This window comes from Hoyosella rhizosphaerae (assembly GCF_014643175.1).
Classification (GTDB): domain Bacteria; phylum Actinomycetota; class Actinomycetes; order Mycobacteriales; family Mycobacteriaceae; genus Lolliginicoccus; species Lolliginicoccus rhizosphaerae.
Window position 1 is genome coordinate 38833 of sequence record NZ_BMJH01000004.1, and the last position, 13423, is coordinate 52255.

14 protein-coding genes and 1 tRNA gene are annotated in these 13423 nt (G+C 60.1%); 9 read left to right on the top strand and 6 right to left on the bottom strand.

Translation table 11 applies throughout. The features are described 5' to 3' along the window. The first annotated feature begins 106 nt into the window (after window positions 1–106). The gene (locus IEW73_RS15055) at window positions 107–622 is read left to right on the top strand and encodes a putative glycolipid-binding domain-containing protein (protein WP_188677662.1); all 516 of its coding nucleotides are present in this window, start codon (window positions 107–109) and stop codon (window positions 620–622) included. Here IEW73_RS15055 and IEW73_RS15060 read toward each other — a convergent pair. Continuing rightward, on the bottom strand, window positions 605–1945 hold the full coding sequence (locus tag IEW73_RS15060) for an amidase (RefSeq protein WP_188677173.1): 1341 nt from the start codon (window positions 1943–1945) through the stop codon (window positions 605–607). The genes IEW73_RS15055 and IEW73_RS15060 overlap by 18 nt on opposite strands. Further along, window positions 1942–2907 (bottom strand): prephenate dehydrogenase, encoded by a 966-nt coding sequence (locus IEW73_RS15065; RefSeq protein ID WP_229676051.1) that lies wholly within the window; start codon window positions 2905–2907, stop codon window positions 1942–1944. Before IEW73_RS15065 ends, IEW73_RS15060 begins: the two co-directional genes overlap by 4 nt. Before the next feature lie 107 nt (window positions 2908–3014). Here IEW73_RS15065 and IEW73_RS15070 point away from each other — a divergent pair, with 107 nt between their 5' ends. The 3 genes from IEW73_RS15070 (at window position 3015) to IEW73_RS15080 (ending at window position 4139) form a co-directional block, all read left to right on the top strand. Then, window positions 3015–3545: a tRNA adenosine deaminase-associated protein gene (locus IEW73_RS15070; protein WP_188677179.1), complete on the top strand. Its 531-nt coding sequence runs from the start codon at window positions 3015–3017 to the stop codon at window positions 3543–3545. Between the two features lie 20 nt (window positions 3546–3565). Further along, window positions 3566–4021, top strand: a complete 456-nt coding sequence (locus IEW73_RS15075; RefSeq protein WP_241012212.1) for a nucleoside deaminase — start codon at window positions 3566–3568, stop codon at window positions 4019–4021. A 27-nt stretch (window positions 4022–4048) separates the two neighbouring features. Then, window positions 4049–4139: transfer RNA gene (locus IEW73_RS15080), tRNA-Ser, on the top strand. 79 nt (window positions 4140–4218) lie between these two features. On the opposite strand, the gene IEW73_RS15085 is transcribed toward IEW73_RS15080, so the two are convergent. The 3 genes from IEW73_RS15085 to IEW73_RS15095 form a co-directional block, all read right to left on the bottom strand. After that, window positions 4219–5010 carry an alpha/beta fold hydrolase gene (locus tag IEW73_RS15085; protein WP_188677195.1) on the bottom strand — a complete coding sequence of 264 codons (792 nt, stop codon included), beginning with the start codon at window positions 5008–5010 and terminating at the stop codon, window positions 4219–4221. Between the two features lie 110 nt (window positions 5011–5120). Next, window positions 5121–5480 (bottom strand): ArsR/SmtB family transcription factor, encoded by a 360-nt coding sequence (locus IEW73_RS15090; RefSeq protein WP_188677199.1) that lies wholly within the window; start codon window positions 5478–5480, stop codon window positions 5121–5123. Next, window positions 5425–6735 (bottom strand): MFS transporter, encoded by a 1311-nt coding sequence (locus IEW73_RS15095; RefSeq protein WP_188677202.1) that lies wholly within the window; start codon window positions 6733–6735, stop codon window positions 5425–5427. The genes IEW73_RS15090 and IEW73_RS15095 overlap by 56 nt, the downstream gene beginning before the upstream one ends. Window positions 6736–6763: 28 nt before the next feature. Here IEW73_RS15095 and IEW73_RS15100 point away from each other — a divergent pair, with 28 nt between their 5' ends. Further along, window positions 6764–7498, top strand: a complete 735-nt coding sequence (locus IEW73_RS15100) for a class I SAM-dependent methyltransferase (RefSeq protein ID WP_206050385.1) — start codon at window positions 6764–6766, stop codon at window positions 7496–7498. 82 nt (window positions 7499–7580) lie between these two features. On the opposite strand, the gene IEW73_RS15105 is transcribed toward IEW73_RS15100, so the two are convergent. Then, on the bottom strand, window positions 7581–8879 hold the full coding sequence (locus IEW73_RS15105; RefSeq protein ID WP_188677205.1) for a sensor histidine kinase: 1299 nt from the start codon (window positions 8877–8879) through the stop codon (window positions 7581–7583). A 289-nt stretch (window positions 8880–9168) separates the two neighbouring features. Here IEW73_RS15105 and IEW73_RS15110 point away from each other — a divergent pair, with 289 nt between their 5' ends. The 4 genes from IEW73_RS15110 (at window position 9169) to IEW73_RS15125 (ending at window position 13411) form a co-directional block, all read left to right on the top strand. Then, window positions 9169–9819: a DUF6875 domain-containing protein gene (locus IEW73_RS15110; protein WP_188677208.1), complete on the top strand. Its 651-nt coding sequence runs from the start codon at window positions 9169–9171 to the stop codon at window positions 9817–9819. Window positions 9820–9847: 28 nt separating this feature from the next. Next, entirely contained in the window at window positions 9848–10330 is a 483-nt protein-coding gene (locus IEW73_RS15115) for an aminoacyl-tRNA deacylase (protein WP_188677211.1), read from the top strand. A gap of 114 nt (window positions 10331–10444) precedes the next feature. Further along, window positions 10445–11047: a TetR/AcrR family transcriptional regulator gene (locus tag IEW73_RS15120; RefSeq protein WP_188677214.1), complete on the top strand. Its 603-nt coding sequence runs from the start codon at window positions 10445–10447 to the stop codon at window positions 11045–11047. A gap of 33 nt (window positions 11048–11080) precedes the next feature. Further along, the gene (locus tag IEW73_RS15125) at window positions 11081–13411 is read left to right on the top strand and encodes an MMPL family transporter (protein WP_188677217.1); all 2331 of its coding nucleotides are present in this window, start codon (window positions 11081–11083) and stop codon (window positions 13409–13411) included. Window positions 13412–13423 lie beyond the last annotated feature (12 nt).

Below are 13423 nucleotides of genomic sequence, written 5' to 3' on the forward strand. Positions count from 1 at the left end.
GCGTAAACACGTACAAGGTCCATACGGTAGGGGCGTGACTGCTCTAGAAACCGAGCCGACAGTGTGGCCAGCTGTGTTGACGTGGAGTTCAGCTTCGGCGCCGCGAATGGAATCGACGCGCATCCAGATAGCGGGCCAACGCGTCAAAGCTGCGGGCCGAATCATCGGTGGCGCATGCGACGACCACGAAGCATTCAGTGCCTCATATGACCTGGTGACCGACGATGCGGGCGTAACCCGCCGCCTGTCGCTGCGCACCACTGTGTCATCGGGAGAGCGGGTCCTGTCCGTCAGCCGCGACCGCGAAGGCTATTGGACGGTACACGAAGGATCAACGTCGAATAGGTCAAAATTTGGCGGAGCACTCGATGTTGACGTTATCCTCAGCCCCTTCTTTAATGCGCTGCCCATCCGACGGCTCGGTTTGCACGCGGGAGCCGACGACACCCAAATCTCAGTGGTGTACGTTTCGCTCCCTGACCTCACCGTTCGCGAGGAAACCCTGACCTACAGTGCGGGCGCTGAAGGCATTCATGTCATTTCCCCGGTGGCGAGCGCAACTGTCACCGTCGATAACGACGGGTTCCTCATCGACTACCCCGGATTAGGTGAGCGAATCTAGCGCCGACGCCACTGTGAGCGGCACGTCGGCGCTCACGTGCGGCAATCCCACAATCTGCACTCCAGACGGCAGCCCGTCGGGGTGCGTAACCGGTGTGGATACCGCCGAGTAGCCGAGCACGCTGAACGGTATGCACATCCGCAGCATCTCGGGCCGCACAGGGACCGAAACGCCGTCATCTCCTCCGACAGTCTCCACGCCAACCGTGGTGGCCCTGAGCGGCGTTGTGGCAGTGAGCAATACGTCGATGTGGGCCTCGCTCAGCCGGTCCGAAATCCGCTTCCGGAGTTCGTCCCGTTCGCGTAGCGCACTGATGTACTCAGTCGCCGACCGGCCGCGCTGAGCTTCAAGCCTTTCCCTCGTCAAGGGTTGGAACTTTTCAGCGTCGCTCCGCAGCTTCACATCATGGGTGGCGAGAGCCTCCGAACCCGTGATCACGGTGTACAGCTCCACCAATCGCTGAGCCTCGGGCATTTCGACGTCGACAACCGTGTATCCCGCTGCCCGCAAGTGCTTCTCCGCACGGTCCACTGCAGCCGCGATGGCGGAGTCATGGATTTCCCACCCCGCGCCGCGCAGCCTACCGACCGAAACCGATTCGGGCCGTTGACCAGCAGTAAGCCCGAGTGCACCCCACACGACCCGTGCGTCATCAATCGTGGGGGTGAAAAACCCGACATGGTCAAAACTTCCAGACAACGGAAACACGCCCGACGTTGGCAGCGCCCCAAACGGTGGTTTAACACCAACAACGCCACACAGGGCGGCGGGTGTTCGCACACTGCAGCCAGTGTCAGTCCCAATGGCGAGAGGTGCCACACCTAGCGCAACCAGACCCGCAGAACCTGACGACGAACCCCCAGTAATCCGACTCGTGTCATGTGGGTTCAGCGCCGGGCCGTCCACGCTCACCGCCCCTGTGGGGCCATACGCAAACTCATGCAGGTGCGTTTTTGCGACAACAACAGCGCCAGCGGACCGCAGGAGCCCAACGATGGCGGCATCTTCTGTCGCAGGCTCGCGGCGCGCAAACACCGCGCTCCCGCACCGCGTAGGCACACCCTTGACATCAATCAGGTCTTTCACAACCACAGCCAAGCCATGCAGAGGCCCAAGGGCGGCACCGGCCTCCCGTTTGGCATCCAATTCCCGCGCCAACAAGAGCGCTTGCGCGCCGAGCACCTGTTGAAAATCCCAATTGACTACCAGGTTTTCCCACGGGCCACCGCGAAGTGACTCAATCCGGTGAAGCACGGAACTGATGTGGTCAACCGCCGACAGCGATCCGTCCCGCAGATCAGAAATAAGTGTGGAAAGTGTCATGTCTCAGTCCTCGCCGGAAGTTCAGTCAAAACAGCACCAGTTCGCCCAGCATCTCGGAGCTCCTCAAGCCACCGAGGGGCGCCAGGGGTTATCCCCGTGATGTTGCCGCCACCCCGAGCCAAGTACTGCTGGTGCGCCTCAAAACCACGGTCCGTGAGGGCGGACGTGGATCCTTCCAATAACGCGTCGCGAGCGTCCGACAATGTTTCCAACGCCTCATCAAGCACACGGAGAAGAGACGTCGCATTCGCCTCGCACATGGCGTCAACAAGTCGCGGCGCGGTACCTGCCACCCTCGTCCCATCGCGAAACGACCCCGCAGCTAACCGCAAAGCCAACGCGCCACCGCGTGCGCCAGCCATCGCCAAAGTCTCCGCCAACACATGGGGGAGATGGGAAATGCGTGCCGCAGCATCATCGTGTTCCGCCGACTCGGCCGGCACCACAGTCGCACCGCAATCCAACGCAAGGCGCGCAACTCGACGCCACACACCAGAATCGCGGCCGTCATCCACACTCACCACCCACGTGGCACCGTCAAACAGCGTCGCATCGCTCGCCGCCCACCCCGACTCGGCCGTGCCAGCCATCGGGTGCCCTCCCACATACCGGGCATCAAGCCCATGTGAGCGCACAAGATCAGCGACCGGCGCCTTCACGCTCACCACATCGGTCAACGCACACATCGGGGCGTGCTCGGCCACCGCCGCCAACACGTCACTCACCGCAGGCATCGGCACCGCAACAACGATCAACGCATCAACATCAGCCGCACGCTGCAGCACAGAAACAAGATCACCATCAGCATCAAACCCATCAGAACGGGCAGCATCAACCGCTGAAAGCGACCGGTTATACCCAAAAGCCACCCGGCCACCCGCCTGAGCAGCCCGAAGCACCGAACCACCAATCAACCCCAAACCGAGCACACACACAGGCGCAGAATCAGACTTCAACACCACAACAGGTTCGCACACCGCAACCCGGCAAGCCCAATGACCACACCCGGCCCACCTGCGATTTCTCAACAGCAGTTCCCACACGCGCAACTCCGCGATAACCTCACGACATGGCAGCACAGCGCGCTCGCACACAAAGCGACGACGAATACGACATCGACGGGTTCGGAGTTGGGGTCGTACGTGAAGACGGACGGTGGCGATGCGTACCGCTTTCCGCAAACGCCCTCACCAACCTCAGCGACGCAGAAACCGAACTGCGCGAACTCCGAAGTTCCGGCGCCACCATCGGACTACTTGACGTCGACGACGAGTTCTTCGTAGTCATCCGACCATCACCAGCAGGCACCCACCTACTGATCTCCGACGCCACAGCCGCACTCGACTACGACATCGCCGCAGACGTACTCGACGCACTCAACGTCGATATACCTGACCTAGACCCAGACGACCTAGACGACATCGACCCCTGGGAAGAAGGCGAACTCGGCATCCTCTCTGACCTCGGACTATCCGAAGCCGTCATGAGTGTCATCCTCGCCGAAACCGACCTCTACCCAGACGAACAACTACAAATGGTCGCCGAACGCCTCGGCTGCGAAAACGAATACCTTACGGTTGTTGACGCACTCCAAAAGTGAGCAGGCTTAATGACGACGCCATGATCGCGGCAGCTCTCGAGGCTGCCGCGCTCTCGGGCCCCACCGACGTCCCCGTAGGCGCCGTCATCTTCGACAGTTCGGGGTCCATCCTCGCCCGCGCAGGCAACCTCCGTGAAAGCACCGGCGACCCCACAGCGCACGCCGAAATCCTCGCCATCCGCGCCGCCGTAAAAATCCACGGCGACGGCTGGCGACTCGAAAACACCACCCTCGCCGTCACCCTCGAACCCTGCACCATGTGCGCCGGAGCAATAGTCAACGCCCGCATCGGACGCATCCTCTTCGGCGCATGGGAACCCAAAACCGGCGCAGTCGGATCACTCTGGGACGTCGTCCGCGACCGACGCCTCACACACCGCCCAGAAGTACGCGGCGGCATCCGCGAACACCAATGCGCCGCACTCCTCACCGAATTTTTCGCCGCACACCGCCCCCGAACTGCAGATTCGGACTGAAGAACAACCTCAGGTACAGTTGTCCGCGGTGGCGTGTCCGAGCGGCCGAAGGTGCAGCACTCGAAATGCTGTGACGGGTAACCCCCGTCCGAGGGTTCAAATCCCTCCGCCACCGCCACAACCTCCCACCTGTTCACACAGGTAGGGAGGTTTTTTCATGTCTGCGGTGTGGTGTCTAGGGTTGGGCGACAAAGGTCCTACGTCCGGCGAAGGATGAGGTCCACGGTTTCTTCGGGTTGATCCCACATGGGGAAGTGTCCGCATTTTTCAAACCAGTAGATTTCGGCGTCGGGGAACTTTTCCTGTGCGCGTGCCGCTTGGCTCGGTAGTGTGACGCGGTCTTGGCGTCCCCAACCAATGGTGACGCGGCCAGGGGTTGTACCGGCTGGTGCGCCTTCTTGGAGCGGGCCGTTGACCAAGGCGTTGAGGGTTTCGTTCAGTGCTGTGGCCTTCGCGAACCCGCGCATTTCACGGACGGCGACGTCCTTGGGGAGCTTCCATGGTGCGGCGGAGAACTGCACCAGCAACGCCGTTCTGCCCACGGGGTTGCCCAGGATCGTCGGTAGCGCGGGTTGCAACCCGAGGACGAGTGGGAGTGAAGCTTTAAGAGAAAGGCTGAAGAACCGCAGCTCGCCTGGGCTCCAGAACCCGCCAGGATCAAGCGCAACGGTGTCGCCGCCCACGCCTCGCCGAGCAAGTTCCAACACAATGCGGGCACCCATCGAACTGCCCACAGTGTCGATCTTCGTGAGCCCTTCTGAGCGGAGGAATTTTTCCACTGCGTCGGCGAGGGCAGCAATGGTGACCTCCCCATCGAGTGGCGCCGAGTTACCGAAGCCGGGGAGGTCAATCATGATGAGTTCGCGACTCTTCTCCAGGCCCGCCACGACCGGGAGCCAGGATTCCCAACTCCCGCCCAGGCCGTGTACTAGCAACAGTGGTTTTCCGGTGCCGCGTCGTTCGACATGGAGTGGTGCATTCGCGCTCATGAGGTTCCCTTCGTAGCGTCACACTCCACGGTACGGACCGAAGGCGTTGGCGTCTTGTGGTGATCTGGGTACATCTGAGGTAGAAAACTCACCACAGGTTGCAACGAGGGCTAGGCGTGGGGTGGTTCCCCGGTGACCTTGTGATCAGCGAGGTTCAAACCCTCCCGGACAAGGCGCGCGAGGTGGCCGTCGGGGAGGCTATAGATGACGTTGCGGCCTTCTTTGCGGGTATCGACCATTCCGCTGAATCGCAGTTTGGCTAAGTGCTGGCTCACCGCTGTTCGTGAGGCACTTGATGCGGCGGTCAGTGCAGTGACGTCCGCTGGGCCTTGGCTGAGGAGCCACAAAATGTGCAACCGGGTGGGATCGGACAGCATCCGAAAGGTGTCACTTGCTGAGGCGAGGCGCGCCGCATCAGGTTCCACCGCGTGGTCGAGGCTGATGTGCTGCTCGGGTTTCGGCGCTGGCATTGGTTACCTCATCTGATGCGAAGTGTGCGGCGACGTGCGGTCGACTCCACATATGTGCTGCGGACAGTGCCGCAAGTGTAGCCAAGACTGCCAGCGTCACCGCGGCCGTGAACTGACTGGCGTGCGCACCGACCCAACCCGCAACCGGGTAGGTGATCAAAAATGCGGCATGAGATAGCGAAAACTGCGCTGTGTAGATCGATTTCCGGTTCAGGTCAGTCGACTCGCGACGCAAAATCCTCGCCGACGGGGTGCTGATCATCGAAGTTCCAGCGCCGAGCACGAACCAGACGGTCCCGAGTGCTAGCCATCCCCACACCCCACCCGTGATGGACACTACGGCTGCGGAGGCAGTGCCGACTACGGACACGAAGGCACCGAGCAGCATGACGCGACGATCGGAAATGGCCAGCAGAACCCGCGGTATGCACAGCGCCACCGCCATCGACCCAGCACCGTAAATCCCGAGCGCAATCGCCACGGCGCTGTTTGAGCCGCCGAACAGGTCACGCACGTAGATAACCGTATTAACAACGACAAGGGCGGTCGCGGAGGCGACCACAACATTCAATGCCAGCAGGCCCCGCAAGACTGGGTTGGCGAAGAATGCGTGCACACCCTTCGTGGCGCGGCTAGCGAACGTGTCTGCGCGTTCCGGGGCAATATGCGTGGGCAGCACGGTTCTCATCACCATTGCTGCCGAGATGACAAAACCCACAGCGGTGCCCACGAAGAGTGAGTGAAAGCTAACGACCGTTAGCAATGCCGCAGCCAGCAGAGGGCTTAGTAAGGATTCGAGGTCATAGGCAAGCCGCGACAACGTCAATGCGCGTGTGTACTGGTATTCGCTGGGGACAATGGACGGAATGACAGCTTGAAACGCCGGGGTGAATGTTGCTGACGCGGCCTGTAGTACGAAAATCAACACGTAGATCTGCCACACCTGATCGACAAAAGGCAACATCAACGCGGCACCCGCACGGACTGCGTCTGCGGCAATAAGCACGCCTTTAGTGGGGAGTCGATCAACCAGCGCCGAAGCCACGGGCGCCACGGTGACGTAGGCGATCATCTTGATAGCGAGGGCGGTGCCCAATACGGCACCGGCGGCATCCCCTGCGAGGTCGTAGGCCAGCAAGGCCAGTGCGACAGTCAGCAACCCTGTTCCGACCAGCGCCACCACCTGCGCGGCGAACAGTCGCCGGAAGGCTGGGATGGCGAGAACGTGGCTCGGCTCGGCGGTTCCGCTCGGCACACCTACAAAATACCTTAAATGTGCGCACGTGCGCACCTATAGGATTAAGGGGTATGCGCGATCCTGTGGTGATCTGAGTACATCTGAGGTAGAAAAGCCGCCACAAGTTGGCCCGCCCGCCCGGATTCATCCGGCAGCGCCTGCCCGCCAAGGCAGTATTGGTGCCATGGACCGTATTCAGGCTGCCTATGGTGCGAGAGCGAGTGAGTACGCCAGTGTCCTGGGGCGGGTCGATCAGATGCATCCGTGCGACGTTGCGTTGATTTCGTCGTGGGGAGCAGGGGTTTGCGGGCCCATCCTGGACGCAGGGTGTGGGCCGGGCCATTGGACTGATCTTCTCCATCAAGCAAACCGGGACGTGACGGGCATCGACGTTGTTCCCGAGTTCATCGCATCAGCTCGTCGAGAGTTTCCTGGGGTTCGATACGAGCTGATGGATATGGCACAAATGCCGTTCCCGGATGGCTCGTTTGGTGGGGTAATGGCGTGGTATTCGATGATCCATCTAGATCGTGAGGCCGCGACGAATCTTGTGGAGTCGTTCTACCAGCTCCTAGGCGACGGGGGCAGTGTGCTCCTCGGGTTTTTTGTGGGGGCCCACTTGGAGTCGTTCCCACACGCCATCACTGACGCGAACTATTGGGATGTGGATAAGACGTGCGACCTCTTGTGCGCTGGCGGGTTTCGAATCGATGAGGTGCACACGCGTAGGTCTCAAAGCCACCGAACGCACGGTGCCATTGTCGCCACCAAGCCCTGCTGATCCGTCCAAACTTGTGGTGACTTCACTACCTCAGATGTACAAAAGTCACCGCAACCACTAACCACCAACCACAACCACCCCATCACTGAAGTGGTGCGACGAGTTCGACGCAGGTGCCTTCGCCGGGTGCGGAGTCGATGGTTGCGGTGCCGCCGATTTCTGCCATGTAGGTGTGGATGCAGTGGTTAAGTCCGAATCCGTAAACAGTGGCCTCGGGGTCGAAGCCTTTTCCTCGGTCCACAACGCGGACGGTGAGGGTCTCCCCGTCGGCGAATGCGGTGAGCCAGGCTTCGTTGGTGTCGGCGTGTTTGGCGACGTTATTGAGGGCTTCGCGAGTGGCTTGTGCGAGTGCTTCGCAGCGCATGCCGGGGAGTTGGGTTGGGAGGTTTTGTTGTTTGGTGTGGATGGTGAGGCCGAGGGCTTCGGCGGCGGTGATGGTGTCGCGGAGTGTGTTGTGGAGGCGGGATTCTGCGGCGGTGTTGTCTTCGGTGATGAGGTTGCGTAGGTAGGCGGCTTCGGTGGCGCAGCGTTGCTGGACTTCGGGTGTGCGGTGGTCGAGGCCTCCTCTGGCGATGGCGGTGAGTGTGGTGAGGACGGTGTTGTGGAGTTTGCGGTATTGGTTGGCGCGTTCGTGGGTGCGGGCTTGGTGGGCTGCGCGTTGTGATTCTGCGTGGACGTGTTCGGCTTGGATTTCGTCGAGTACGCGGCCTTGTCCGCTGAGGTAGCGGCGTGCGAAGTGTGCGATGACGGCGAACCAGAGGCAGCCGTTGACGACTTCGAGGGCTGAACTTGCTGTTAGGGCGTCTGATCCGTCGTGCAGTGGCATTGCGATGAGGAGGACTGCGACTACGGCCGTCCATGGGATGGCGGCGAGCGCTGGTGCGAATGCTGCTGCGACGAGTGCGCATGTGGCGAGTGCGAGTCGTGTGGGCCAGTTTTGGTGTGAGTAGACGTCGTTTCCGACGTAGTTCATGGTGCTGGCGATGAGGAGAAGTGCTATTACTCCGCAGTCGGTCCACACCGTCCATTTGGGGAACCATCCGTGTTGGCGGGCGGTGAGGCCGAGGAAGACGCTCCAGGCGACGGCTCCGAATAGGAGTGCCGCGTTGAGTCCAGGGTTCCGGTAGGAGGCGGATGCGGTGAAGAGTGTTGCGAGGGCGGGGATGAGGTAGCTGGCCCGTTGGAGTAGAAGCAGGGCCATGAGGAAGCGTAGTGCACGTTCTTCGCTGGATTTTGAGGCGAGGTATTTTGGGTCGTTCCATGCGAGGACTCCGCCGAAGAGCACTCGCCAGGCGGTGTGTGCGCGCTCCCGAAATGGGATGGTGAGTACGGTGCCGTGCGGTGGTTCGAGTTGTTGGATTGTTGCTTCGGCGCTGCGCATCTACTTATTGTCGGTGGTTTGTTGTGAGCTGCCTAGGTCGGGTTGCGGTAATGGAAGTGCGCTTTGTCGGGTTGCTGTCACGGTGGGGTGACGATGTGTCCCATGTAACGGTGGCGGGGGTGTCCGCGATTTACGATGAAGTGTGCGGCGCTGAGGCTTTGGCGCGCTGATGGTGGTGAATCGCGAGGGATTTTTGGGGCGACGGTGGTCACATCATGCGGTATTGCGGTCGTATGAGTCGTTACGCTCATATCTGTCGCACACGAGGATGTGCCGGAAAGGTGGCGGGGTGACTGCGGTTGAACGCGCTGCGAATGCTCGGGCAGGCCGGGACCTCGTTAATTTGTCGAATGTGGATATGGTTGCTGCCGATCCGGTTTTGACTCAATTGCTTGACTGGGTGCAGGGTTTTCTTACGAGGCCTCATGTTGACTTGGGTCGGTCGGGCCCGGTGTGCCCGTTTACGGTGCCGTCGTTGAATCGCGAATTATTGTGGGCTTCGGTTGTCGCGGGGGACCACCTCAGTGCGGATGACATTGCGTCGGCAACGGAGTCGATGGTGGATGAGTTTTTGCGTCTTGAATCGAGCGGGAGTGCTGATTCGCTTTATAAGGCGGCGATGGTTGTTTTCCCTGATGTGACGGATTTTGATCTCATTGATCAGGTACAACGTGCGGGGAAGTCGCGCGCTGTGGAGAACGGCATGATGTTGGGTCAGTTTTATCCGGGGTGTGCTGAGCCTGGTTTGTGGAATGCGGATTTTCGTCCGCTTGATTGTCCGTTGCCGATGATCGCGTTGCGGCATATGGTGCCGAGTGATTTTCCGTTTTTGGTGAATGACCCTGAGTGGTTGTCGTCGTATTTGAAGCGTTTTGCTCCGTCAGTTCCGGCCCAGGTGCGGTCGACGATGGTTGATCGGCTGCTGACGCAGCGGGACTGATATGTAGCGCGATTGAGAAGGAAGTACTGTGCCGTCTCCCCACGTCAGAGTTGTTCGAGCGCTCGAAGGTCACGGCGTTGAGCACTGCTTTGTTGATCATGCCGATATGGCAACGGACATTCGGTCTCCGCGGGATTTTGCTGACGCTTTGGGGTATGACCTTGGTCGGATAACGAAGTCTGTTGTGTTGCGTTCGCGTTCTGACGATGCGGTTGCTGTCGTGGTGTGCGGGATGGATCGAAAGCTAAATTTCAAAGCTGTGTCGGCGATTGTGGGCGCTGGTCGGATGGAAATGGCTGACTCGGACTGCTTGGCTGCAGTGGTGGGCTATCCGCGCCATGGGGTTTCGCCTTTGGGGCTTGAGGGCGGGATCGCCGTTGTGGTGGATCGCAAGTTGCTCGACGAAGCGACGGTGTTGGCGGGTGCGGGTGCGGTTGGTGTGGAAGTAGAAATGGCACCTGCTGACCTGGTGTCGGCCTGCGGAGCTGTTGTCGCTGATATCTCGGCCTGATCTTGCCGTGGGCTAATGGCCCCAGCCGGCAATGTAGACATGGTGTTGCAAATCATATGTTTGCATTGGTCGGAAATATTGCACCCTGTTGCAAAAAGATGAATGATCAGATGTGTGAACACTCCGCCAAGCCTTCGTGAGCGAAAGAAGGCTGCCACTCGCGCCGCACTCAGCATGGCGGCGGTGCGCATCACCCGCGAACGCGGCATCGATGCGGCCACTGCTGACGCAATTGCAGCCGAAGCAGGGGTATCCGCGCGAACTTTCCACAACTACTTTGCATCCCGCGAGGACGCCATCGTGCACCACCTCGAAGCATTAGTAGACGGACTCCTCGACACGCTCGAACAACTGCCGCGCGAACTGGACGCCTTCGCAGCGCTCAAAGAACTCCTGGTCACCATCGCGGACGAGCGTCAACACGAACTTGCCGACATCGTCGGGGCTATGGAACTCGTCGAATCGCACCCCGCCGTTGCATCAGGAAACCAGCAGGTTTACACGCGCACCATGCAACGTGCAATTCGCATCATCGAGGAACGGACAGGAGTCGACGGCGACTCCCACATCTACCCACGGCTCGTCCTCGGAGTCGCTAACGCAGCTTTCAACGCCGCCGCAGAGTTGTGGTCCTGCGGCAAAGCGACGGAACGAAAACTCAGCGAAATCGTCGCCGAAGCTTTTGACGCCGTATCCGACGGCCTACCAAAACCCTGATTTGTCCGATACCAACCCATGACAGGAGCCACCATGGCCACCTACCTTTACCGGCTAGGCAAATTCGCCTACCGACGTAAGGGCGTAGTCCTTTCGTTCTGGTTAGCACTTTTGGTGCTCTCTGGTGTCGCGGCAGCAACATTGTCCGGCCCCACTAAAGACACCTTCTCGATACCTGGTACGCAGGCGCAAGAAGCCCAAGACCTCCTTGCCGAGCGGTTTCCAGGCTCCAGTGACCGTGACCCGTTCAATTCACTGTCGGCTCGGTTCCTCTTCATCGCTCCAGACGGAACAACATTGGATGACGACGAGAACTTCGCGGCAGTCGATGCGGCGCTCGCTGACATGCGAGGGCTTGAGCAAGTTTCGGATTTCGCCAAAGGTGAGCCAGGACCAGACAACCCAGGTGCGCTCATCAACCCAGTTATCGGCAATGATGGGTTGCTGCAACAACTTCTTGACCAAGGCGTCCCCGCAGAGCAAGCCGAAAGCGACGCCGCTGCACTGAGTCCGCTCAGCGAAGACCGCACTGCCGGCTACGTTGACGTGCCGTTCGATGGTGACTTCTCCATCGTGACGGACGAACTGCGCGCCGAGATCGAGGCTAGCGCGGACGCAGCCCGTGACGCTGGCGTAGAGGTCTACGTTTCCGGTACGGCCGTCCAGAATATGGATCCTCCGGGTGGCGCAGCTGAACTCGTTGGCCTTGCGGTTGCCGCAGTGGTCCTCGTCATCACCTTCGGTTCACTCATCGCCGCCGGTATGCCACTGTTCTCCGCCATTGTCGGTGTGGGCATTGGTGTGTCGATGATTACCGCAGCTACGGGCTTCCTTGATCTCAGTTCGACCGTGTCCACCCTCGCGATCATGATCGGTCTCGCGGTGGCGATTGACTACTCCCTGTTCATCCTGTCCAGGTATCGGGCCGAACTTTCCACAGCGCCCAGTCGGGAGGAAGCCGCCGGTCGGGCCGTTGGTACGGCAGGTTCGGCAGTTGTCTTCGCCGGCCTCACCGTCATCATCGCGCTTCTTGCGCTGCGTGTGGTCAACATTCCATTCCTCACCGACATGGGCCGCGCTGCCGCGCTCACCGTGACGCTCGCCGTGCTCATCGCGATCACGATGCTGCCCGCCGTCCTCGGCATTAGTAAGTCGTGGGCGTTCCGCGGACGGCTCCCATTCCTACGGGAAGTTGATCCCGAGCACCCCGATCGCCTCACCAATGGGCGTAGGTGGGCAAACGTAGTCACTCGCATTCCTGTCGTCACCATGGTCGGTGCGATCGTCCTGCTTGGTGTGCTCGCAATTCCCGCCGCCAAACTCGAATTGGCACTCCCAACACCTGCCACCGAACCTCCCGGAAGCTCCGCTCGTGAGGCCTACGACCGAACAGCAGATGCGTTCGGTGATGGACGCAGCGCACAGTTGCTTGTGGTCACGGATGCGCAAGATGTTGCCGACGATCAACGGATGGCCGTGTACGGCGATGTTGTGGCGAAACTCTACGAATTCGACAACGTCTCCAACGTGCAGATCGTGGGAATCAACGAAAGCGGCGATACTGCCCAGATCCTTGTAACCCCGGCGTCAGGTCCCATTTCTGAGGAGACCAAAGACCTCGTTAACGCCATTCGTGACGCCGAACCTGGTGTGAATAGCGAACTTGGCGTCAACTACGGTGTGGCAGGTCAGACGGCAATCGAGATTGATGTCTCCGACCGCCTTCTTGAGGCACTTGTGCCGTACTTGGCCGTCGTGGTTGGACTCGCATTCATCCTGCTCATGCTTGTGTTCCGGTCGATCCTGGTACCGCTGACTGCAACGCTTGGGTTCTTGCTCAGCGTGGCCGCAACATTTGGTGCCACAGTTGCGATCTTCCAGCTGAACTGGCTCGGAATCGCCACCAACCCGCAGCCGTTGGTGAGCTTCCTACCGATCTTCCTCATCGGCGTTGTGTTTGGGTTGGCGATGGACTATCAAGTCTTCCTCGTTAGCCGGATGCGCGAAGCATACGTTCATGGTGAATCTGCGACTGACGCGATTGTTAGCGGGTTCTCGCACGGTGCCCGTGTGGTTACGGCAGCGGCCGTAATCATGATGTCTGTGTTCGCAGCATTCATTGCTGAAGATATGGCGTTCATCAAGGTCATGGGTTTTGCGCTCGCTGCAGCAATCCTGTTTGACGCCTTCATCGTCCGCATGGTGCTTATTCCGTCGGTGATGGCACTCCTCGGCGACAAAGCCTGGTGGTTGCCGAAGTGGCTTGACCGCATCCTGCCGAACATCGACGTTGAAGGTGAGAAGCTCGCCAAACAACTCGAACAACCGCGGGAGCCGGAGAAAGTTACCGTCGCGCAGCACTAGACTGAGCCGTTA

Excerpts from the sequence above, each read along its gene's own strand:
- IEW73_RS15055 (WP_188677662.1), top strand. The coding sequence starts at position 107 with ATGGAATCGACGCGCATCCAGATAGCGGGCCAACGCGTCAAAGCTGCG.
- IEW73_RS15060 (WP_188677173.1), bottom strand. The coding sequence starts at position 1,945 with ATGACACTTTCCACACTTATTTCTGATCTGCGGGACGGATCGCTGTCG.
- IEW73_RS15070 (WP_188677179.1), top strand. The coding sequence starts at position 3,015 with ATGGCAGCACAGCGCGCTCGCACACAAAGCGACGACGAATACGACATC.
- IEW73_RS15075 (WP_241012212.1), top strand. The coding sequence starts at position 3,566 with ATGATCGCGGCAGCTCTCGAGGCTGCCGCGCTCTCGGGCCCCACCGAC.
- IEW73_RS15085 (WP_188677195.1), bottom strand. The coding sequence starts at position 5,010 with ATGAGCGCGAATGCACCACTCCATGTCGAACGACGCGGCACCGGAAAA.
- IEW73_RS15090 (WP_188677199.1), bottom strand. The coding sequence starts at position 5,480 with ATGCCAGCGCCGAAACCCGAGCAGCACATCAGCCTCGACCACGCGGTG.
- IEW73_RS15105 (WP_188677205.1), bottom strand. The coding sequence starts at position 8,879 with ATGCGCAGCGCCGAAGCAACAATCCAACAACTCGAACCACCGCACGGC.
- IEW73_RS15125 (WP_188677217.1), top strand. The coding sequence starts at position 11,081 with ATGGCCACCTACCTTTACCGGCTAGGCAAATTCGCCTACCGACGTAAG.